Genomic DNA, 22,717 nt, shown 5'->3' on the forward strand with positions numbered 1-22,717 from the left:
GCCTCTTATTTACAGCTTGGCCGGCATATCACTGGCATGTTTTTGGACATATTGTGTCATCACGCGTAACTGTTCCTGAGTCAGGGAGGTACGTGGTGCCATGCCTTTGATTACTCCAATCCATTGGTTTGCATTAAAGCGATCCAATGCGGTCAAACCGTGGCAACCGGTACAGTTGGCAGACATCATATCAGCGGCATAGCGCCAGATTTTCTGTTGATCATTAACCAGTTGTTTCTTCGGTAACCACACCTGAAGCGCCACCTGATGCCAAACCAAATTAGTTTCCGGGTCAGTTTGGGTATTTAATGTTTTCAGTGCTTTTTGTGCTTCTTCGCCCAGTAACACACTGAGGATACGTTTCCCTTGGGCGGCATAGAACACTTCTGCCACGCCATCTTGCTGCCAGCCTTTCACATCCACCAACACTTGGTCACCTTGCTGTTTCACCACTTCCACTTCGGTCGATGGCATCAGATTACCGGCGTTATGGCTGTCACCGGCATTCATAAAGAACGGCTCAGTGGCGATGGTATATAAGGTGGTGGCAGTGGCTGGCGTTTGTGCCGCAGCGGTGGCCAATTCAGTAGCACCGGCCTGAGTCACTTCACTCATGTCCGGCAGAATATGAGCGACACCTTTATGGCAATCGATACAGGTTTCACCTTTTTTAATCGCCACCGGATGCTGAATTCGGGCCTCAGCACTTTGCGCGGTGATATCCATCGCATCAAAGCTGTGGCACGAGCGGCAGGTGGCTGAGTCGTTCTCTTTCAGTGTCTTCCAGACCGATTGGGCCATTGCCAGTTTATGCGCTTCATATTTTTCTGGTGTATTGATAGTGCCGGCCATTTCGCCGTAGATATCTTTCACTGCCCGGATTTTGGTCCATAGATAATCTAATGGCTCATGAGGAACATGGCAGTCAGCACATTCAGCGCGGATACCTTTACTGTTTTGGAAGTGGACGCTGCCCTGGTATTCAGCAAGCGGTTGTTGCATGGTGTGACAGGAAACGCAGAACGCAGTATCGCTGGTTTTATGGAAGACAGTGGCAGTTCCTGCGAGGAGCGCGGCACCGATAATAATGCCGATCAGCAGAATCCATAACCATCCCCACCGGCGTCTTTTCACGAAGCCAGTTTGTTTTTTGCTCATAATTGCACCCACATAAGATATATAATAATTATTGGTAAAACGGACGAATCAAATGCACGACTGTATAAAATGCCAGATAATCTGCCAACAGAGCCTTATCTATCAGCGATAAGTATTTCCCATAAAATAAGTGGGTCTATTGTAGGGAGGTTTTCTGTTGATGACTAACTCTATAGGGTTATTTAGCAATATTAGTTCAAATTGCTGAATATAAATGCGATGAATGGATAAATTTTTGTGAGATAGCACATATAACCAACTGATTTTTCCTGGTTATATGCTTGGTTATATAACGCTATTTTTTAGTCGTAGGGGAAGTAAAACTGCTGATTTAGCCATAAATCAATTGCGTGGCGGCTGGCTTCAAAATGGGGTTCAGGTAAATCACGCGGATGACACCACAGCCATTGCTGACATTTATCCGGCTCTTTCAGCTCTGGCTGCCCTCCGGGGTGTTGGGTCAACATACAAACTGATACCGTATGTTTGCCTTCTTCGCGCCAGGTGGCGATATTATTGCACAGCCCGACAACCTCTACTTGATTGATAATTAAGCCTGTTTCCTCAAAAACCTCACGCAGGGCTGCGTGTTCAAAAGACTCTCCGGCATCCAGATGACCACCGGGAATTGACCAATAAGGCGCATGTTGACCGCAGCGCTTACCCAGTAATATATCACCTTGCGAATTAACAATAATGACTCCAACCCCGACCACGACAGACATCGTTTGACTCCTGTTAAATATGTGTCAGCAACTATCAGCTAATCACGTTTTTGGCGGCTGACGAAAGCCTGTTTAGCATAAAAATGTGCGGAACCTCAAAGATCCATCAAGAATAAAAGCAGAAAACTTGCATAAGTTTTGAGTCAGAAACACACTAATTGAAACGTTTCAGCGTTATCTCGTCACTACATGATAAAGGGTAACGCTCTTTTTTCTCATAAGAGCTGAAACGATTCAATTCAGCAAGAGAGGAGATATATGTTCCAGTTATCTACGCAAGATATCCATCTGGCTGCACAGGCAGACAGCAAAAATGACGCTATCACCCAAGTGGCGGCGGCTTTGACCCAAGCCGGTTGTGTGGCCGCAGCTTATGTCGATGGCATGTTGGCGCGTGAGCAACAGACGTCCACTTACCTGGGCAACGGCATCGCCATCCCACATGGTACCACTGATACCCGCGACTTGGTGCTGAACACGGGCGTTCAGGTTTTCCAATTCCCGCAGGGGATAGCCTGGGGCGAAGGTCAAACTGCTTATATCGTTATCGGTATTGCCGCACGTTCTGACGAGCACCTGGCATTACTGCGCCAACTGACACACGTATTAAGTGACGACGCGGTTGCTGCGCAGTTGGCAAAAACCACGTCAGCTGAAGAGCTACGCAGTTTACTGATGGGCGAGCAAAAGTCCGCTGAGTTCCATTTCGACACTTCACTTATCGCCCTGGATGTTGCTGCTGACAATCTGATCACGCTGCAAGCACTGAATGCGGGCCGCTTACAACAAACAGGCGCTGTAGATGCCCGTTTTGTTAGCGATGTGATTACTCGCCAACCGCTGAACTTAGGGCAGGGGATCTGGCTGAGTGACAGCACCGAAGGTAATTTGGTCAGTGCTGCGACGGTCAGCCGCCCGGCAAGCGCTTTTGAACATAACGGGGAGAAAGTTGCCCTGTTGCTGACATTATCTGTAGCTGATGATCAGCCGCTCTCGGTGCTGAACTATCTCAGCGACTTGCTATTGGCGAAAAAAGCTGACGCCTTGCTGAACGCCGATGCTGCCGCACTGCTAGCGCTGCTGACCTGCGAATATGTTGAACAAAATGAAGTATTAAGCGCTGAGTTTGCGATTCGCAACGAGCACGGGTTACATGCGCGCCCAGGGACGGTTTTAGTCAATACAATCAAACAGTTTACCAGTGAAATCACCGTAACCAATCTGGACGGCACCGGTAAACCCGCTAATGGACGTAGTCTGATGAAAGTTGTGGCTTTAGGGGTTAAAAAAGGCAATCGCCTGCGCTTTACCGCCAGCGGTGAAGATGCACAGGCCGCATTGGATGCGATTGGTGTAGCAATTGCTGCCGGTTTGGGCGAGGGGGCAGCATGAGCAGAAGAGTCGCAACTATCACGCTGAACCCGGCTTACGATCTGGTGGGGTTTTGTCCTGAGATTGAACGTGGTGAAGTGAATCTGGTGAAAACTGCCGGTCTGCACGCTGCGGGTAAAGGCATTAATGTTGCTAAGGTGCTGAAAGACTTAGGGATTGATGTCACTGTCGGCGGTTTCCTTGGTAAAGATAATCAAGATGGCTTCCAACTGCTTTTCAGCGAATTAGGTATCGCCAACCGTTTTCAGGTGGTGCCGGGCCGTACCCGCATTAACGTCAAATTGACCGAAAAAGAGGGGGAAGTCACCGACTTTAACTTCTCCGGCTTTGACGTCACCAAACCCGACTGGGATCGTTTCGTCAATGATTCCCTAAGCTGGTTGGGGCAATTCGATATGGTTGCAGTCAGTGGCAGCTTGCCATCGGGCGTCAATCCTGATGATTTCACCGACTGGATGAAGCGTCTGCGTAGCCAATGCCCATGCATCATTTTCGACAGTAGCCGTGAAGCCTTGGTTGCGGGCTTGAAAGCCTCGCCGTGGTTGGTTAAACCCAATCGCCGTGAATTGGAGATCTGGGCGGGTCGTCCGTTACCCGAACTGGGTGATGTGGTGGAAGCGGCACATGCCTTGCGGGATCAGGGGATTGCCCATGTGGTGATTTCTCTCGGAGCTGAAGGGGCGCTGTGGGTCAATGCCTCCGGAGCCTGGCTCGCCAAACCGCCCGCCTGTGAAGTGGTAAGCACGGTGGGCGCGGGTGACTCAATGGTGGGTGGCTTGATTTATGGTTTGTTGATGCGTGAGTCCAGCGAACACACGCTGCGTTTGGCAACAGCCGTTGCTGCTCTGGCCGTCAGCCAGAGCAATGTCGGTATTACGGATCGCCCGCAATTGGCAGCCATGATGGCGAAAGTTGATTTGAAACCCTTTAATTAATCTCCGGAGGCGAAATGAAAACGCTACTAATAATAGACAGTTCGCTCGGGCAGGCCAGAGGCCACCTCGCGACACTGATGCTGGGTGCTGCGGCGGCAAAAGCGGGACTGAGCTGGGTTGAGAATGCAGCCGATGCAGAGCTGGTGATTGTCGCCGGGCAATCCGCCCCTGCCGACAGTGCGTTGAACGGTAAGAATCTTTATATCGGTGATGTGGAAAAAGCGGTGCGTGACCCTGAAGGCTTCCTCGCTCAGGCGATAGCACAGGCTAAACCTTATCAGGCGGCGGTTCCGGCTGCGACGGTAACACCGGCGGCCGGCCCGAAACGTATTGTGGCGATTACTGCGTGTCCGACAGGTGTGGCTCACACCTTTATGGCGGCTGAAGCCATTGAAAGTGAAGCGAAAAAACGTGGGTGGTGGGTAAAAGTTGAAACGCGCGGCTCCGTTGGCGCGGGCAATGCTATCACGCCAGAAGAAGTGGCTGCGGCAGATTTAGTGATTGTGGCGGCTGATATTGAAGTGGATTTGGACAAATTCGCTGGCAAGCCGATGTATCGTACTACTACCGGCCTGGCGCTGAAGAAGACCGTACAAGAGCTGGATAAAGCACTGGTGGAAGCTGAAGTTTATCAGCCAAAAACTGGCAGCAGCACCGGCACGAAAAAAACTGAAACCGGTGGCCCTTATCGTCACCTGCTGACCGGTGTGTCTTACATGTTGCCAATGGTGGTTGCCGGTGGTTTGTGTATTGCGCTTTCTTTTGTGTTCGGGATTAAAGCATTTGAAGTCAAAGGCACACTGGCTGCGGCCTTGATGCAAATTGGTGGCGGTTCTGCCTTCGCCCTAATGGTGCCGGTGTTGGCCGGTTTTATCGCTTTCTCCATCGCTGACCGTCCGGGCCTGACGCCGGGTTTGATTGGCGGTATGTTAGCGGTGAGTACCGGTGCGGGCTTCCTTGGTGGGATTATCGCCGGTTTCCTGGCCGGTTATGTCGCCAAAGCGATCAGCACCAAGCTGCGTTTGCCGCAGAGTATGGAAGCACTTAAGCCGATACTGATTATCCCGCTGGTGGCCAGCTTAATCGTCGGTTTAGTGATGATTTATGTGGTCGGTACACCGGTGGCGCAAATCATGACTGGCCTGACTAACTGGCTGCAATCAATGGGTACAGCGAACGCGGTACTGCTGGGTGCCATCCTCGGTGCGATGATGTGTACCGATATGGGGGGGCCGGTGAACAAAGCGGCTTACGCTTTTGGGGTGGCGCTGTTGAGTTCGTCAGTTTATGCCCCGATGGCGGCTATTATGGCGGCGGGGATGGTTCCGCCGCTGGCAATGGGCCTGGCAACTCTGTTGGCGCGTCATAAGTTCGGCAAAGGCGAGCAGGAAGGGGGCAAAGCGGCGCTGGTTCTGGGCTTGTGCTTTATTACTGAAGGGGCGATTCCATTTGCTGCCCGTGACCCAATGCGTGTCTTGCCGTGCTGTATCGCCGGTGGTGCATTAACCGGTGCTCTGTCGATGGCCTTTGGCGCGCAACTGATGGCACCACACGGTGGGCTGTTTGTGCTGTTAATCCCAGGGGCAATTCATCCGGTGCTGTTGTATCTGGTGGCAATTATTGCCGGTACTGTTCTGGCCGGTGGCCTGTACGCGATGCTGAAACGCCCTGATGCGGTCGTGGCTAAAGCCGCGTAATAAGTGAGAACGTACAGTTAATCAGATAGCGCAGTGAATAAGAAAAACCGGCCTCTAAGTGCCGGTTTTTTTTATGCTTATTCGGCTTGCGACTTCAGCCAGGCTATCTCTTCGGCCCAGATATCTGGATTGACTGTTTCCAGAATCAGCGGAATATTATCGAAACGCGGATCGCGCATAATATAGCTGAACACGGTTTTGCCGATATTACCTTCACCGAGACTGTGGTGGCGATCGACACGGCTGTTGAATTCACTTTTGGCATCATTCAGATGCATACCGCGCAAATACTGGAAACCGACAATATCACCGAGCTGCTTGAAGGTATGCTCACAATCCTCTTCAGTGCGCAAATCATAACCAGCGGCGAAAGCATGGCAGGTATCAATGCAGACACCGACGCGGCTTTTATCTTCCACGCCCGCAATGATAGCGGCCAGATGTTCAAACTTAAAACCGAGGTTGCTGCCTTGACCGGCAGTATTTTCAATGACAGCGGTCACTCCTTCACTGGCATCCAGCGCGATATTGATCGATTCTGCGATGCGTGCCAGACACTTCTCTTCATCAATTTGCAGTAAATGACTGCCGGGATGGAAATTCAGTAACGATAGCCCCAGTTGCTGGCAACGGATTATCTCATCAAGAAAGGCTTCGCGGGATTTCTCCAGCGCGTCAGTAACCGGATGGCCGAGGTTAATCAGATAACTATCGTGAGGCAGGATCTGGGCGGAGGTATAACCATATTGTTCACAAGCTTGCTTAAACTTTTCGATCACGTCTTGCGCCAATGGCGCGGCACGCCATTGGCGTTGATTCTTGGTAAACAGGGCAAAGGCTGTGGCCTCAAGTTCGTGCGCCCGAATCACAGCCTGATCAACTCCACCTGCTGCGCTGACATGTGCACCGACAAATTTCATTCCATTCTCCTTTGATATCCCGGCCATTATGGCACTGATAGCGGCGCGATTGAATGGGATAAACTTGTCATACTTCAAGCTGCATGTGCGTTGGCTGCTTTCACTCACCCGAATCAATGATTGGCGTCAACTCATCGGGGTTCACTCACTTGCCGCCTTCCTGCAACTCGAATTATTTAGAGTATAAACTGCGGGAAAAGAAAAGGGCCGCAGTGGCGACCCTTAAGTAATAATTAGCCATGTTAGATATCGACTTTACGCCGCAATATGCTGCACCAATAAGTTGATACCGGTTCCGCCAACCAGCAACCAGATGAACAGGATCAGTGCCAGTAACAGTGGTTTTACCCCCGCCTGGCGGATAGAACCGATGTGGGTGGTTAACCCCAGCGCCGCCATTGCCATTGCTAACAAAATAGTATCCAGCATAATCAGGTGGTTGACCCATGCGGCCGGCAGTAGATTTAGTGAGTTAAAACCGGCCATCAGAATAAATATCACCGCAAACCACGGAATAGTGATGGCACTTTTCTCATGTTTTTGACCGCTGGTTTTCATGCTGCTGCGGCCCAGATACGCGGAAAGCAACAGCAAGAACGGTGCCAGCATCATGACTCTGATCATTTTGGTGATAACGGCGGCATTCTCGGCGTCAGGGCCAATGGTATGCCCGGCCGCAACTACCTGCGCCACTTCATGAATAGTGGAACCGGCGAAAATACCGAAGGTTTCTTCACTAAATGGCAACCACTGGTAATGCAGGTTGAGCTGATACAGCCACGGATAAACAAAAATCGCCAATGTCCCGAAAATCACCACTGTTGCGACGGCGACGGCCACTTTGCTGGCATCGGCTTTCAGCACCGGTTCGGTGGCCATAATAGCAGCGGCTCCACAAATACTGCTACCAGCACCAATTAACATCACCGTTTGCTGGTCGAGGCCAAACACCCGTTTGCCCAGCCAGCACGCCAGCATAAAGGTAGAACCGAGTGTCAGTACGTCGATAATCATCCCGGTGGCTCCCACATCCGCCACTTGCTGGAAGGTCAGGCGGAAACCGTACAAAATGATCCCCAAACGCAACAAATGCTGTTTAGCCAATACCACACCATCGGAACAGGCTGGTTTTACCCACGGATACAGGGTGTTACCAACGACAATACCGAAGATGATCGCCAGCGTCAGTGCTCCCAACCCCATATCGATAAACCACGGCATGTCACCCACTTTGAGCGCTAACCCGGTTATCACGCCAGCTAACGCCAGGCCCGGAATATAGCGGGTCAGAGTAAACTGCTGTGGGCGGGGCAGTTCTTTTGTATGATAAGTCGCCATGTGATGTGTTCCTGTGTCCGGTAAAGATTAGGTCCAGTTTAACGGCATTTAATCTAATAGATAAATTCATTATATATTTATAATTAATCGATATAAGTGGTAATTGGATTCACTGATGGATGCCTTATTACGTCTTAATTTCCCATACCAATAACCTCCCGATTTTGTTCAAAGGTGTTAGTCTTATGTCAGTAAAGCTATACATTTCGTTCGTCAGTCACTGTATTCACTACTAATAAGTCAGCTCATTCCTTCGCTAACTGACGAACAGAGTGATGATAGCGTCCTCCATTTTTTACTATAGAGACCGTTATGCACATAACCTTGCGTCAACTTGAAGTCTTTACTGAGGTACTGAAAAGTGGCTCTACGACCCAAGCCTCGGTTGTGCTTGCGCTTTCACAATCGGCAGTCAGCGCTGCGTTGGCAGATTTGGAAGGGCAATTGGGGGTGCAACTTTTTGATAGAGTCGGTAAGCGTCTGGTCACTAATGAACATGGGCGGCTGCTGTACCCCAAAGCGCTGGCGCTCCTTGAGCAGACCATTGAGATAGAACAACTTTTTCAACAGGATTTGGGCGCGCTGCGCATTGCGGCCAGTAGCACGATTGGCAATTACATGCTGCCGGGTATGATTGCCAAATACCGACATGATTTCCCCGGCACGCCACTGGAGCTGAATATCGGCAACAGTCAGGATGTGATTGAAGCCGTTGCCGATTTTCGTGGCGACCTGGGCTTGATTGAAGGGCCATGCCATATGCCCGAATTAGTCACCCAAGCCTGGCTGCGTGATGAATTGGTGGTGTTTGCCGCCCCTGATAGTGCTTTGTGCCATAAAGCGCTAACGCTGACAGACCTGGCGGGTGCTGACTGGATTCTGCGTGAGCGTGGTTCCGGTACCCGCGAAGTGTTAGATCACCTGCTGCTGACACAACTGCCGCATTTCAAACTGGTGATGGAATTGGGTAACTCTGAGGCCATTAAACGGGCGGTGCGCTATGGGATGGGCATCAGTTGCTTGTCGCGCAGAGTCATTGCCGATCAACTTGCCAGCGGTGAATTGATTGAGTTACAAATCCCCATGCCGCCGCTTACCCGCACGCTATATCTGATTCATCACCGACAAAAGCACATCTCCAATGCGTTGCAGCGTTTTCTCAGCTATTGTCAGGAAGAGGTCTAAGCGGTGTCAGCAAAAGCGTATTAGGCTTGAGGATGTTCCTGTTTTTGGTGTTTTATACCCGCGTTGTGCGCTATGGCGGGAAGAATCTCTAGCCTCCCTGCGCTTTGGCTGATCATAGGGCGTTTTTGCTAATAATTACGTCGGGATCATGAAGGTATCTTATATCAGCGCATTGTTACTATCCGGGACGGTGGGATTTGTTACAATCCCGCCTTATTTTTTTAAGGGTGGATTAGGGTAAGAATGACTCAGCAGAATACTAAAATCCCAGTGCAGCAGGGCGCACAGCGTTTGCGCCGTGAGCTTAAGTCGCGGCATTTAGCCATGATTGCCATCGGTGGCTCTATTGGTACCGGTTTGTTTGTCGCCTCCGGTGCGACGGTATCACAAGCAGGCCCGGGGGGCGCATTGCTCTCCTATGCATTGATTGGCCTGATGGTCTACTTCCTGATGACCAGCCTCGGTGAGCTGGCGGCCTTTATGCCGGTATCCGGTTCATTTTCAACCTACGGTTCCAAATATGTTGAGGAAGGCTTCGGCTTCGCCCTCGGCTGGAACTACTGGTACAACTGGGCAGTAACCATTGCCGTTGACCTGGTCGCCGCACAACTGGTAATGAATTACTGGTTCCCGGATGCCCCCGGCTGGATCTGGAGTGCGCTGTTCCTCGCCCTGATGTTCTTGCTGAACTACATTTCAGTAAAAGGTTTTGGTGAAGCGGAATATTGGTTCTCACTGATCAAAGTGACTACGGTGATTATCTTTATCATTGTGGGTGTGATGATGATAAGCGGTATCATGAAAGGCGGTGAAACCGCAGGTTGGCACAACTGGACTATCGGTGATGCGCCGTTCGCGGGGGCTTCTCCGCCATGATAGGCGTGGCGATGATTGTCGGCTTCTCTTTCCAGGGCACCGAGCTTATTGGTATTGCTGCCGGGGAATCAAAAGATCCGGGCAAAAATATTCCGCGCGCGGTGCGCAAGGTCTTCTGGCGTATTCTGCTGTTCTATATCTTCGCCATTCTGATTATCAGCCTGATTATTCCGTATACCGACCCAAGTCTGTTACGCAATGACGTTAAGGATATCAGTGTTAGCCCGTTCACGCTGGTGTTCCAGAATGCCGGTCTGTTATCTGCGGCGGCAGTGATGAATGCGGTTATTCTGACCGCAGTATTGTCAGCGGGTAACTCAGGCATGTATGCCTCCACGCGGATGCTGTTTACTTTGGCGTCCGAAGGTAAAGCGCCACGTATTTTCGCTAAGTTATCGAAGGGTGGCGTACCGCGTAATGCATTGTATGCGACCACCGTGGTGGCGGGTTTGTGTTTCCTCAGTTCAATGTTCGGTAACCAAACCGTCTATCTGTGGTTGCTGAACACCTCCGGTATGACCGGCTTTATCGCCTGGTTGGGGATTGCCATCAGCCATTACCGTTTCCGCCGTGGCTACATGATGCAGGGCCGTGATCTGAATGATTTACCTTATCAGTCTGGTTTCTTCCCTGTGGGGCCGATTTTTGCCTTTGTATTGTGTTTGATCATTACCTTGGGGCAGAACTATCAGGCTTTCCTGCAAGACAGGATTGATTGGTATGGTGTGACGGCAACTTATATTGGTATTCCATTGTTCCTGATCATTTGGTTCGGCTTCAAATTGACTCGTGGCACTAAGGTTATCAAATATAAAGATATGGAATTCCCAAAATGGCGTGATGACAGTGAAGATGACCTGGAACCGAAAAAGTCGGTACAGATTCCTGACTAAAGTGATGTCGTAGCCAACGTAACCTTATAGTGATAGAAGGGCGATAATGCCATCGCCCTTTTTTACGTTATCGAATTGGTGGTTTTTTGAGCAGCTATGCGCGAATAATTTCGCTAAATCTTGTTCATTATTGATCTGAGAATGGGGCGGATTTAGCCCTACTGTTTAAATAATATTATAAAATAAGCTTTTACATAGATTTACATCCAATCACTTATAGCAATCTTATTGATAAGTATTATCATTTGCTTTATTGTTAGCACCATCTTATATAGAAAGATAAGGGGTTTGGTGTGCAACTTGTGTTACGGACAATTAAGTTACGGGCAATGGTGTCAGGGAAAATGGCGAAATGGCTAAGTATTAGCGCCTTATTCGTCAGCACCTTGATGGCGGGGTTTAGTGCTTCGGCGGTGACGGTCACTGACATGGCTGGCCGTTCAGTCGAGATTCCGGCAAAAGTTGATCGAATTTTACTGGGAGAAGGGCGTTTATTTTATGCTGTTTCCTTACTCGAAGGTAAAAAGCCGTTTGACCGCATTGTTGGCTGGCAGGGTGATTTTCGCAAGCTGGATACGCAAACCTACGCAATCTATCAAGCTAAGTTCCCGCAGATTGATAATATCCCATTGATTGGTAACACGACTGCCGACAGTATTAGCCCGGAAAAGGTTTTGACGCTAAATCTGGATATCGCCATCTTCGGTTTATCAGGTCATGGCCCCGGTAAAAATAGCGAGTTGGTCAATCAACTTGAAAAAGCGGGTGTCCCGGTAGTGTTCGTCGATTTTCGTACCTCGCCACTAAAAAATACCCTGCCAAGTATGCGCGTGCTGGGTAAAGTGCTGCATCGCGAGCAGCAAGCTGAAAACTACATCAAGTTTTATCAGGAACAGGTTCGTCAGGTAACTGATATTACAAGTAAAATCCCGAAAAATAACCAGCCGAGTGTCTTTATTGAATTACACGCTGGGTCATCGGAAGAGTGCTGCGGTAGCGCTGGAAAAGGCAATATGGGCGATTTTATCGATCAGGCCGGTGGCAATAATATGGCTAAAAATCTACTGCCGGGGGCGTTAGGCACCGTCAATCTGGAAAAGGTACTGGCAGCGAATCCCGATATCTATATTGCCAGCGGCGGCAAAGCGCCTGACAGCAAGGCTCCGGGAGTGGCATTGGGCGCGCAAGTTACACCAGAACAGGCGCAAGCTTCACTGCAAAAAATTCTCAATCGTAAAGGGATCAATACCCTCAGTGCGGTCAAAGATGGCCGTAGTTATGCGATTTGGCATAATTATTACAATTCGCCATATAACCTGTTAGCTATTCAAAGCTTTGCCAAATGGTTCTATCCAGAACAATTTGCATCTCTTGACCCCAAGAAAACGATGGATGATTTGTATGCGCAATTCCTTGCGGTGGAACCCAGTGGCACTTATTGGATTGAAGCCGGGAAATAGTGAGTTTTAAACCGCAATCATGCGCCGTCGTAAGCGATGAACAGGTATCAGGTAACAAAGAAATGAGCATAACCACTGAACCTATGACCAACACTCCGCAGCCAATGGACGCGAGTGTCATGGGACGTTATAAAAATATCGTGCGCCACCGCCTGTTAATTCTAGGGGTATTGATTCTGGCAATCTTTGGCTGCTTGCTGCTGGATTTCACTATGGGGCCTTCCGGTTTAACGTTATCGTCGCTGTGGCAGACGTTAATTGATCCGGTCAGCGCAGATGCCGGCACCCGGGTTATCGTTTGGGATATTCGTTTACCCTATGCGCTGATGGCCGTGGTAATTGGTTTATCACTCGGGCTGGCTGGGGCAGAGATGCAGACCATCTTGAATAACCCACTGGCCAGTCCGTTTACACTTGGTGTCTCTTCTGCGGCGGCCTTTGGCGCGGCACTGGCGATTGTGTCAGGGATAGGTATTCCGGGGGTGCCAGACCAATGGTTTATCTCGGTTAATGCGTTCATTTTTGCTTTGTTTGCCGCATTGATGCTGGACGGTATCACTCGCTGGACGCGGGTTGCCACCTCTGGCGTGGTGCTGTTCGGTATTGCTTTGGTGTTTACCTTTAATGCGCTGGTTTCCATGATGCAATTCATCGCCAGTGAAGACACGTTACAAGGCTTGGTGTTCTGGACGATGGGCAGTCTGGCGCGAGCATCCTGGACCAAGCTGGGCATCATGTTGGCCATCTTTGCGCTGATGTTACCCTTGTCGATGATGAGTTCGTGGAAGCTGACCGCGCTGCGTCTTGGTGAAGATCGTGCGATAAGTTTTGGTATCGATGTGCGCCGTTTGCGCCTCGGCACATTACTGCGCATCAGTATGTTATCGGCGCTGGCAGTTGCATTTGTCGGGCCTATTGGTTTTATCGGGCTGGTCGCACCTCATATTGCTCGCATGATTTTTGGCGAAGACCACCGTTTCTACCTGCCAGCCAGTGCGCTGATTGGCGCGTTGGTGCTGTCTATGGCCTCGATTGCCTCAAAAAACCTGATTCCCGGTATCATTATCCCGGTCGGGATCGTCACCTCGCTGGTGGGAGTGCCATTCTTCCTGAGCATTATTTTGCGCCATCGGGGGAATGTATGATTCCAGGCTTACGTATTGAAAATTTTAATGCAGGCTACCCAAAACACCCGGTGATTCAGAATTTACACGTGCCGTTGCTGCCTAGTGGCAAAATCACGGTGCTACTTGGGCCGAATGGCAGCGGCAAATCAACATTGTTGCGTTCGCTGGCGGGGTTAAACCGCGCGCAAGGGCAATTGTGGTTGGATGATCGTGATCTGATGTTGATGCCATTTGCTCAGCGGGCAGAAAAAGTGGTGTATTTGCCACAATCACTTCCTGCTGGTGTACATCTGCATGTGCTGGAGTCGATAATTGTGGCACAGCGTGCATCGGGCGGGCGCAGTAATGCCAGCAGTGAAGCGGAAGTGATGGCGTTGTTGGAACAATTGGGCATTGCGCATCTGGCGCTGCGTTATCTGGACCAGCTCTCTGGCGGGCAGAAGCAACTGGTAGGGTTAGCGCAGTCTTTGATCCGCCAGCCGTCACTGTTACTGCTGGACGAGCCCCTCAGTGCGCTGGATCTGAATTATCAGTTTCACGTAATGGATTTGGTGCGTCAGGAAACCCGCAAACGCAACATTATTACGGTGGTGGTGGTTCACGATATCAATATTGCGCTACGGCATGGCGACCATGTGCTGATGTTGCAAAATGGCGCGTTGATTGCCAACGGTTTGCCGGAAGAGGTGATTACGCCGCATAGTCTGGCCAAAGTCTATGGTGTCAAAGGGCGTATTGAGCACTGCTCACAAGGGACACCTCAAGTTTTAATTGATGGGCTGGTTACAGAACCGTCGATCTGAATTTTTTAAATGCCTTATTTTACTGTGTGTCATATCAGCGATGTAACGTAAGGCATATATTTTTAGAAGTAGCAGGTTTTATAAAATAATAATAAAGCAGGATGCGCCGGAGGCGATATTTCTGCTGTAGTGAGCTATTGCCGATATTTATAAATAATAATTTTTCACCTGCCCGACAGGCGGTATTGCTGCAAGCAAAAATCGGCTGCACAAAGGGTTATGAATAAATTTACACCTCACGGAGAACGTGTAATGGTTAAGGTTAATCAGGTATTTAGGAAAACAAACTCAGCGACTTGGGTCATCGCTGCAATTATCTCATCTCAGGCTTATGCCGCTGACACCAATATTACTGAAACAAAAAACACCACGTCAACCGATACTATGGTTGTCACCGCATCGGGCTTCCAGCAGCGAATTCAAGATTCCGCCGCCTCTATTTCCGTGGTTACTCGCGAGCAAATCGAGAATAAAGCCTATACCGATATTACTGACGCACTAAAAGATGTGCCCGGCGTAGTGGTTACCGGCGGTGGCAGCCACAGCGATATCAGTATTCGCGGTATGTCAGCGAAATACACCTTGATTCTAGTGGATGGCAAACGGATTGATACCCGTGGCACTCGCCCGAACAGCGACGGCTCCGGCATTGAACAGGGCTGGCTGCCACCGCTTGCCGCCATAGAACGCATCGAAGTGGTGCGCGGCCCGATGTCCTCGTTATATGGCTCGGATGCCATGGGTGGCGTAATTAACGTTATTACCCGCAAAGTGGGTAAATTGTGGCATGGAACCGTGCGTGCGGATGCGACTTTGCAGGAAGATTCAAATTCCGGCGATATATTCCAGACCAATGCTTACGCTTCCGGTCCATTAATTGATGGTTTATTGGGATTAAAAGTCAGCGGTCTGCTTTCTCATCGTAGCGAAGACAAAATTGTCGATGGTTATAATGAACAGCGTCTGAGAAATGGTGCGGCAACCTTTACTCTGACACCGGATGATAAAAACGAATTTGATTTCGATATTGGCCATTATGTGCAAGATAGAAATTCAACAGCCGGGCGTTCAGTGGCACCAAACCGTACTGGCAGTGATGTGCAATATGATCGTAATAATTATGCGATAACCCACCACGGTTATTATGATTTTGGTAATTCAACCAGTTATGTTCAGCGCGACGAAACCCGCAATCCCTCGCGTGAAATGAAAAGTGTCGACAATATTTTCAATACGCAAACTTCTTTCTTGCTGGATAACCATACCCTCAGTTTGGGTGGACAATATCGTTATGAAGAGCTGAATGACCAAGGTAATCAGTTAGCCTCAGCCAGTGACCTCACCAAGCTGACGCGCTGGAGCTGGGCGCTATTTGCTGAAGACGAATGGCAGATGACCAACGATTTCGCCCTGACCGGCGGCATCCGTATGGATCAAGATGAAAACTATGGTACGCACTGGACGCCACGGCTATACGGTGTTTGGCATTTAGCGGAGCAATGGACGTTAAAAGGTGGGGTGTCCGGTGGTTATCGTTCACCTGATTTGCGTCAGGCCACGGAAAACTGGGGGCAAATCACCGGTGGGGGAAGAGGTGACCCGGCCATCATTATCGGTAATGCCAACCTGAAACCAGAAAGAAGTCTCAGCGAGGAGATCGGTATCCTTTGGGATGACCAGGAAGGGCTGAATGCCGGTGTGACACTGTTTAATACTGATTTCAAAGATAAAATCACTGAAGTACGTCGTTGTACTGATACCACCGGTAATGCCTCCGGCCAATGTATGATTAATGGCACCTCTTACCGATTTATCAGTGATCGCACTAATGTCGATAAAGCCATTACCCGTGGTGTCGAGGCGACCTTTGGCTGGGAAATTAATAAAGACTGGTCACTGACCTCTAACTATACCTTTACTGAATCTGAACAGAAGAGTGGGCAGTTTGCCGGCCAGCCACTGAATCAGATGCCTAAACACATGATAAATGGCACAGTAAACTGGCAGGCAAGTGAAGAGCTGGCTACCTGGATACGCGCCAACTATCGCGGTAAAACCTCGGAGTACCTCAGTCGCACCAGTATGGGCGCGAGTACACCGTCTTATACTTTTGTCGATTTAGGTGCGAACTATCAACTGACGAAAGAAGTTCGCTTGATGGGAGGGGTATATAACGTGTTAGACAAACGTGTGGATATCGACGTTAACGACAAAGTTCTGGATGGGCGTCGTTATATGGTCGGTGCCAGCTACGATTTCTAATCCCCTTCGTCCTTGAAGTCACAGGGATGTTAGCTGCACTCACTTACCCGAATCACTTACTTGAGTAAGTTCATCGGGATGTGCTCACTTGCTGCCTACCTGTGACCCCAATGACGTTGGGGGTAGGTTTGTACTTGACGCTACAAGGTTGTTAGCTGCGATTTCAATGACCTTGGGAATAGGGTTTGTACTTGAAGCTTCAGGGGTTAGCTGCGTTTGCTCACCCCTATTTAATTAACTCAATCCAATATCAATGACTTTCTGGAATGCCACTCTTTGGCTCAAATTGTGATACCAGCGTTGTAAGTGTGGCAGGTGTGGGCGTTCTATTGGCAGGTTAAACCAGGCATAGGCCAGGCAGCCTGGCGGAATATCGCCAATACCAAATTTATCGCCGGAAAGATAAGCCTGGCTGGCTAACGCCTCATCCGCAATGGTCATTAAGCGATTTAACTGCACAATGCCCTGCGCGATTTTTGTTTTATCCTGCTGCTCTGACGGGGTTCGTACCAAGCCAATAAACACTGTTTTAAATGGCTCGGTGACACTTGATGTCACCCAATCCATCCACTTTTCAGCACCGGCACGTTGCTGTATATCTGCCTGAAAAAGCGTATTTTGGCCATATTGTGCCGCCAGATAACGCACGATAGTGTTGGATTCCCACAAAATAAAATCGTCATCTTGCAGGCAGGGGATCAGGCCGTTTGGATTTAAGGCGCGATAATGCGGTTCATTTAACTGCCCGTATTGACCGCCAGCATCAATTCGCTGATAAGCCATTTCCAGCTCTTCCAGACACCAAAGCACTTTTTTGACATTAGTCGAATTATTACGACCCCAAACAGTCAACATGTAAGCCTCTCTATTTATTAGAAATTAGGGCTATCTATTTTTGTTGCCAATGATAGATGTCCCAGTCTTGCAAAATAGCTAAATCCACTAATTCAGTGCCGGGGTTGATTACCACCGCGTGATCAACGTATTCCAGTAAAGGCCTATCATTGATGGAATCACTGTAACCGTAGGTGTGCTGAAAGGCTAACTGAGGCGAGGCGGATAGCCACTGTTTCAGTCGCTCAACTTTGCCTTCCCGGTAGGTCAGCGTGCCATAGATCTGGCCGGTATAACGGTTATCTTTTACGGTGACACCAATGGATAACGCGGTATTGGCAGCCAAATGCCTGGCAATCGGGGTGACCAGATGCTCGCCTGAGGCTGAAATGATCACAATATAATCACCGCGCTTACGGTGCCAGGCCAGTTGCTTTCTGGCTTGCGGATAGATTCGCGGCAGAATATCACGCTCGATAAAGCGCTCAACCCACGCTGCGACTTCTGTCGTGTCTCTCCCCGCCAGAGGCGATAGTGTCGACTCCATATAGCAAGACATTGACAGTTGTCCGCGATAATACTGCTTCATTAAACGCTGTTCTTGTTCCGCCAGCTCGATCGGGGCATACCCTTCATCAACCAGCCAACGCATCCATAAACCCGAGCAATCGTCGCTGATCAGCGTTTCATCTAAATCAAATAGGGCCAAATCCATTAAGACCCTCCTGGTAAGCCAGACGACTAAGGTAAAACTGCGTTATGCATTTGCCGAACATAGTACATTCCCCGACAGAATAAAGGGCATCAATCATTAACCTAATACTTTCAGGTCAAACATGAAAGGGGTTCAGATTAGCCACGAAATAAGACAGAGTGATGATGGTTGTATTTATTATCACTGATAATGATTGGTTTGCGGTGGTTGTCAATGATGAAAGAAATAACATAGAACGGATTGATATTGGTGACGGGTGCTCTTTGGGTGTTAATTATTTATATCGTTTGGATATAGATTGTTAAGTATCTGCTCGATAACGCGCTTAACAACCCACGCTGTAATGGGGTTGTCGTCGCTCTGCTTTCACCCCATAGCTCAGGAGTTGATTATGCTAATTATCCGTTTGTATGGTTGTCCAGTTTTCATTGGTTCTGAGCGAGAAAAAAAACCAACTGAAAATTCTGGAGTGAAAAATGACTCACCAAATATCAAGCAAGCCATTCGCGGCTAACCCCGCACCGATTAATCAGTTACCGCGATTAGACCTTTCCCAACTCAATGGCAGTGATGCTGAACGTCAGGCATTTCTGCTCGCATTACGTGATGCCGCACGGGATATCGGCTTTTTTTATCTTACCGGCCACGGTATCGACTCGACACTGTTACAACAGATACAAACGCTAGCACGGCAGTTCTTTGCGCTACCCGATGAGGAAAAACAGTCGGTAGCGATGCTCCATTCTCCACATTTTCGCGGTTACAACCGTGCCGCTTCCGAATTAACGCGCGGCCAACCAGATTGGCGTGAACAGTTCGATATCGGTGCCGAGAGGCATCCATTACCACAAACGGCGGATACGCCAACTTGGGCGCGGTTGCAAGGCCCGAATCAATGGCCTGAGGCACTGCCTGAATTAAAACCCGCATTATTGCAATGGCAGCTTGAAATGACTGCGATGGCTTTACGCCTACTGCGTGCTTTTGCTCAAGCGCTGAGTCTGGATGAAAACGCCTTTGATGAGTTATATGGCGATAAACCTAATGAACATATCAAGCTGATTCGTTATCCGGGGCGCGAAACCACACAAAGCGGGCAGGGCGTTGGCGCGCACAAAGATTCAGGTTTTCTCAGTTTTTTACTGCAAGACAAGCAGCGTGGTTTACAGGTTGAAGTGGAAGAGGGGCAGTGGATTGATGCCGTTCCGCAGGACGGTACTTTTGTGGTCAATATTGGTGAATTGTTGGAGCTGGCCAGTAATGGGTATTTGCGCGCAACGGTGCATCGGGTTGAAACCCCACCGGCGGGGACTGACCGCTTATCCATCGCATTCTTCCTCGGTGCGCGTTTAGATGCGGTGGTGCCATTGTACCCGTTAACGGCAGAACTGGCGGCTGCGGCCCGTGGCGCGGCGAGCGACCTTGATAATCCGCTGTTCCGCGATGTTGGGCTGAACTACCTCAAAGGGCGCTTGCGCTCTCATCCGGATGTTGCAGCGGAATTTTATCCTGAAGTGGTTATACCATCAGTAGATTCCTAATCAACCTGTTGATATTAAATAATAAAAACCTATTTTGAGGATGGCGATAATGACTAAAGTACGTATTTCTGGCCTGGGAGTGCGACTTTGCTGATTGCTTTGGCCTCTTCTTTTAGCTTAACTGCTCAGGCTGTCGAGGCGCTGCGGGTGGCGGCAGATCCGGCCCGCATGCTTTCTTGCCTGATTAAACCTTAGCCGTTTAACGCCTGCGCCAAGTCAGCAATCAAGTCGTCGGTATCTTCAATCCCGACGGATAACCTCAGTAACTGCGGGGTAATGCCGTGTTTTAAGCGGGTTTCCAGCGGGATTGATGCATGAGTCATGCTGTAGGGCTGACTAATCAAGCTCTCAACACCGCCCAAACTCTCGGCCAGCGTAAACAAATGTGAGCGTTTAATGACTGCGCGAGCAAACTCATCATCCCCTTTCAAGCGTACTGAAATCATGCCGCCGAAACCCGTCATCTGTTTGGCTGCCAGCGCATGTTGTGGGTGACTTTTCAGCCCCGGATAATACACATTTTCCACTTGTGGCTGCTGTTCAAGCCACTCAGCAATGCGTTGGGCGCTGTGGTTATGTCGTGCCATGCGCAAAGCCAGAGTGCGCAAACCACGCAATGTCAGGAAGCTACTGAACGGGTCTAAAATCCCACCAATGGCATTGTGCAAAAAGCCTAATTGTTCCGCCAGTTCAGGGTTATTGCCTACTGCCGCGACACCGGCGACCACATCGGAGTGACCATTAAGGTATTTGGTGGCTGAATGCACCACGATATCAAATCCTAAGTCCAGCGGGCGCTGAATATACGGCGAGGCAAAGGTGTTGTCTGCCACACTAATCAATTGATGTTTCTTGGCAATCGCAGCAATCGCCGTCAGATCCGCCAATTTTAACAATGGGTTAGTTGGCGTCTCCACCCAGATCATTTTGGTGTCAGGCAAAATGGCCTGTTCCAAGGCTGCGGTATCCGCAGGGGAGACATAAGTGACGCGCAAACCGGCAGTGCGGCTGCGTACTTTCTCCAGCAGGCGATAGGTTCCACCGTATAAATCATCCACCGCAATGATATGACTGCCCTGATCCAGCAGTTCCAGAACGGTCGAGCAAGCCGCTAATCCGGAAGCAAAGGCATAACCACGAATACCGCCTTCCAATTCTGCAACTGCTTTTTCCAACGCGGTACGTGTCGGGTTACCACTGCGGGAATATTCATACCCGGTGTGTTCGCCGGGGCCGGTTGTGCGAAAGTGGATGTCGCGTAAATTGCGGGCATCACTGCACCGGTGCTATCAGGGGTATAACCGGCATGGACGGTTAAGGTATCGAACTTTGCCATGATAAAAATCCTTAATATGAGAAGGTTAAGCTAGCTTTTGACGCCAACTATTCAAAACATCAGTACGGGTAATCAGGCCGAGGAATCGCTCGCCATCGAGCACCACCGCCACATGCCCCTCATTAAAGGTGGCCAGCAGAGAGCAGTAATCGGCCTCTTTTTGTAATGTATTGACCTGAGGTGTCATCGCGCGGCTGACGGGGTGTTTGAAATGGGAAGCATCGGCTTGCACTGCGTTCAGGAGATCCCATTCATCGATTAATCCAACGATCCTCTCGCCATCCAGTACCGGCAATTGGGAGATGTCATACAGGCGCATTCGGGCATGAGCGGTGGCCAGCGTATCCTGTGGAGAAACTGAAATAGTCGCGCCATTCTCATGGCTATAGGTGATGTAATCACGCAAATCGCCCTGTTGCGGTTTACTTAGCAAACCTTGCTCTAACAGCCAGTAGTCATTGAACATTTTCGACAGATATTTATTACCGCTGTCACAAACAAAAGTGACCACGTGTTTAGGCTCAGTTTGCTCACGGCAATAGCGCAATGCCGCAGCCAGCAAGGTGCCGGTCGATGACCCGGCCAGCACACCTTCTTCCCGCAGTAAGGTGCGAGCGGTGCTGAAAGCCTCAGTATCATCAATTCGATAGGTCTTTTTGACTTGCGAGAAGTTACTCAGCGGCGGGATAAAATCCTCACCAATCCCTTCGACCAGCCAGCTACCGGCATCGCCAATGTGGTTGCTGTCGACGAAATCCGCCAAAATGGAACCGGCGGGATCGGCCAGTACAAATTCAGTTGTCGGTGAAACTTCGGAGAAATAGTGACTCAGGCCACTCAGCGTACCGCTGGAACCCACACCCACTACGATGGCATCAATGTGTGCGCTCATCTGCTGCCACAGTTCCGGGCCGGTTGAGGTACGGTGAGCTGCGGGGTTAGCCGGGTTATTGAACTGATCAATATAGAAAGAACCCGGAGTCTCCTGCGCCAACCGCAGAGCATAGTCCTGATAATAAGCGGGATGGCCTTTACCTACATCAGAGCGGGTTAGCAGCACTTGCGCGCCCAATGCGCGCAGATGGAAAATTTTCTCCTGGCTCATTTTATCCGGCATCACCAATATCAGCTTATAGCCTTTTAGTGCGGCAACCAGCGCCAACCCAAGCCCGGTATTCCCGGCGGTGGCTTCAATAATGGTGCCGCCGGGTTGCAGAAAACCCTCTTTTTCCGCCTGTTCAATCATCGAGAGCGCAACGCGGTCTTTAATCGAACCGCCGGGGTTTTGGTTCTCCAGCTTAACAAACAACCGGCATGGGCCGGTATCAAAGCGGGTCAATTCCAACAAAGGAGTGTGGCCGATAAGTTCCAGCACCGAACGGGGAATAGCCATTATTTGCTCCAGCCATTATTTAGCAGCATTAATTGGTTAACGAAGACTTTGTGGGATAATAACGCCGCTGACTTAGACTCTAAAAATAACAAATAGTCCGTGTATATTACTTTTTGGAATATGTTAA

Annotated in this window: 17 protein-coding genes and 3 pseudogenes; 12 read left to right on the forward strand and 8 right to left on the reverse strand. The window is 49.7% G+C overall.

Annotated features, from left to right (window positions below; genetic code table 11):
* Positions 1 to 9: 9 nt before the first annotated feature.
* Both YALDO0001_RS05175 and YALDO0001_RS05180 read right to left on the reverse strand, forming a co-directional pair.
* The gene (locus YALDO0001_RS05175) at positions 10 to 1,158 is read right to left on the reverse strand and encodes a NapC/NirT family cytochrome c (RefSeq protein WP_042839444.1); all 1,149 of its coding nucleotides are present in this window, start codon (positions 1,156 to 1,158) and stop codon (positions 10 to 12) included.
* Between the two features lie 302 nt (positions 1,159 to 1,460).
* Positions 1,461 to 1,883: a nucleotide triphosphate diphosphatase NUDT15 gene (locus YALDO0001_RS05180; RefSeq protein ID WP_004700588.1), complete on the reverse strand. Its 423-nt coding sequence runs from the start codon at positions 1,881 to 1,883 to the stop codon at positions 1,461 to 1,463.
* A gap of 258 nt (positions 1,884 to 2,141) precedes the next feature.
* Between YALDO0001_RS05180 and fruB the strand changes: the two genes are divergently transcribed.
* From fruB to fruA, 3 genes are read left to right on the forward strand one after another with little or no spacing between them, the layout of a single operon-like run.
* Positions 2,142 to 3,275, forward strand: a complete 1,134-nt coding sequence (gene fruB, locus YALDO0001_RS05185) for a fused PTS fructose transporter subunit IIA/HPr protein (RefSeq protein ID WP_004700590.1) — start codon at positions 2,142 to 2,144, stop codon at positions 3,273 to 3,275.
* Positions 3,272 to 4,210, forward strand: a complete 939-nt coding sequence (gene fruK / locus YALDO0001_RS05190; protein ID WP_042546346.1) for a 1-phosphofructokinase — start codon at positions 3,272 to 3,274, stop codon at positions 4,208 to 4,210. The genes fruB and fruK overlap by 4 nt, the downstream gene beginning before the upstream one ends.
* A gap of 14 nt (positions 4,211 to 4,224) precedes the next feature.
* A complete protein-coding gene (gene fruA, locus YALDO0001_RS05195) occupies positions 4,225 to 5,907 on the forward strand; it encodes a PTS fructose transporter subunit IIBC (protein WP_004700594.1) in 1,683 nt (560 codons plus the stop codon).
* A gap of 77 nt (positions 5,908 to 5,984) precedes the next feature.
* Here fruA and nfo read toward each other — a convergent pair whose 3' ends face one another.
* Positions 5,985 to 6,827, reverse strand: coding sequence for a deoxyribonuclease IV (gene nfo, locus YALDO0001_RS05200; protein ID WP_004700596.1), 843 nt, complete (start codon positions 6,825 to 6,827; stop codon positions 5,985 to 5,987).
* Positions 6,828 to 7,082: 255 nt separating this feature from the next.
* Positions 7,083 to 8,165, reverse strand: coding sequence for a YeiH family protein (locus YALDO0001_RS05205; protein WP_004700600.1), 1,083 nt, complete (start codon positions 8,163 to 8,165; stop codon positions 7,083 to 7,085).
* A 312-nt stretch (positions 8,166 to 8,477) separates the two neighbouring features.
* Here YALDO0001_RS05205 and yieE point away from each other — a divergent pair, with 312 nt between their 5' ends.
* The 6 genes and pseudogenes from yieE to YALDO0001_RS05235 all read left to right on the forward strand — a co-directional run bounded on the left by yieE (position 8,478) and on the right by YALDO0001_RS05235 (position 16,771).
* Positions 8,478 to 9,350: a DNA-binding transcriptional regulator YeiE gene (gene yieE / locus YALDO0001_RS05210; RefSeq protein WP_004700602.1), complete on the forward strand. Its 873-nt coding sequence runs from the start codon at positions 8,478 to 8,480 to the stop codon at positions 9,348 to 9,350.
* 243 nt (positions 9,351 to 9,593) lie between these two features.
* A pseudogene (locus YALDO0001_RS05215) lies at positions 9,594 to 11,119 on the forward strand (amino acid permease).
* A 329-nt stretch (positions 11,120 to 11,448) separates the two neighbouring features.
* Positions 11,449 to 12,579 (forward strand): ABC transporter substrate-binding protein, encoded by a 1,131-nt coding sequence (locus tag YALDO0001_RS05220; protein ID WP_042839455.1) that lies wholly within the window; start codon positions 11,449 to 11,451, stop codon positions 12,577 to 12,579.
* 62 nt (positions 12,580 to 12,641) lie between these two features.
* Positions 12,642 to 13,724 (forward strand): FecCD family ABC transporter permease, encoded by a 1,083-nt coding sequence (locus tag YALDO0001_RS05225; protein WP_042839456.1) that lies wholly within the window; start codon positions 12,642 to 12,644, stop codon positions 13,722 to 13,724.
* Positions 13,721 to 14,509, forward strand: a complete 789-nt coding sequence (locus YALDO0001_RS05230) for an ABC transporter ATP-binding protein (protein ID WP_042839445.1) — start codon at positions 13,721 to 13,723, stop codon at positions 14,507 to 14,509. The genes YALDO0001_RS05225 and YALDO0001_RS05230 overlap by 4 nt, the downstream gene beginning before the upstream one ends.
* A gap of 252 nt (positions 14,510 to 14,761) precedes the next feature.
* Entirely contained in the window at positions 14,762 to 16,771 is a 2,010-nt protein-coding gene (locus tag YALDO0001_RS05235; RefSeq protein WP_004700610.1) for a ligand-gated channel protein, read from the forward strand.
* Positions 16,772 to 17,005: 234 nt separating this feature from the next.
* Here the strand turns inward: YALDO0001_RS05235 and YALDO0001_RS05240 are convergent, their stop codons facing one another.
* Together YALDO0001_RS05240 and YALDO0001_RS05245 are read right to left on the reverse strand one after the other, a co-directional pair.
* A complete protein-coding gene (locus YALDO0001_RS05240; RefSeq protein WP_042839446.1) occupies positions 17,006 to 17,626 on the reverse strand; it encodes a glutathione S-transferase in 621 nt (206 codons plus the stop codon).
* A gap of 34 nt (positions 17,627 to 17,660) precedes the next feature.
* Positions 17,661 to 18,320 (reverse strand): HAD family hydrolase, encoded by a 660-nt coding sequence (locus YALDO0001_RS05245; protein ID WP_004700614.1) that lies wholly within the window; start codon positions 18,318 to 18,320, stop codon positions 17,661 to 17,663.
* A 391-nt stretch (positions 18,321 to 18,711) separates the two neighbouring features.
* On the opposite strand from YALDO0001_RS05245, the gene YALDO0001_RS22190 reads away from it, so the two are divergent.
* From YALDO0001_RS22190 to YALDO0001_RS22515, 3 genes and pseudogenes are all read left to right on the forward strand, one after another.
* Entirely contained in the window at positions 18,712 to 18,834 is a 123-nt protein-coding gene (locus tag YALDO0001_RS22190) for a hypothetical protein (protein ID WP_261006253.1), read from the forward strand.
* On the forward strand, positions 18,797 to 19,861 hold the full coding sequence (locus YALDO0001_RS05250; protein ID WP_004700618.1) for an isopenicillin N synthase family dioxygenase: 1,065 nt from the start codon (positions 18,797 to 18,799) through the stop codon (positions 19,859 to 19,861). The genes YALDO0001_RS22190 and YALDO0001_RS05250 overlap by 38 nt, the downstream gene beginning before the upstream one ends.
* A 49-nt stretch (positions 19,862 to 19,910) precedes the next feature.
* Positions 19,911 to 20,023 (forward strand): annotated as a pseudogene (locus YALDO0001_RS22515) (MetQ/NlpA family ABC transporter substrate-binding protein); the annotation flags it as partial.
* A 29-nt stretch (positions 20,024 to 20,052) separates the two neighbouring features.
* On the opposite strand, the pseudogene YALDO0001_RS05255 reads toward YALDO0001_RS22515, so the two are convergent.
* Both YALDO0001_RS05255 and YALDO0001_RS05260 read right to left on the reverse strand, forming a co-directional pair.
* Positions 20,053 to 21,197 (reverse strand): annotated as a pseudogene (locus YALDO0001_RS05255) (trans-sulfuration enzyme family protein).
* Positions 21,198 to 21,222: 25 nt separating this feature from the next.
* On the reverse strand, positions 21,223 to 22,590 hold the full coding sequence (locus YALDO0001_RS05260; protein WP_004700620.1) for a pyridoxal-phosphate dependent enzyme: 1,368 nt from the start codon (positions 22,588 to 22,590) through the stop codon (positions 21,223 to 21,225).
* Positions 22,591 to 22,717: the final 127 nt, after the last annotated feature.

Origin of the sequence: Yersinia aldovae ATCC 35236 (genome assembly GCF_000173735.1) — a bacterium.
Taxonomy (GTDB): Bacteria; Pseudomonadota; Gammaproteobacteria; order Enterobacterales; family Enterobacteriaceae; genus Yersinia; species Yersinia aldovae.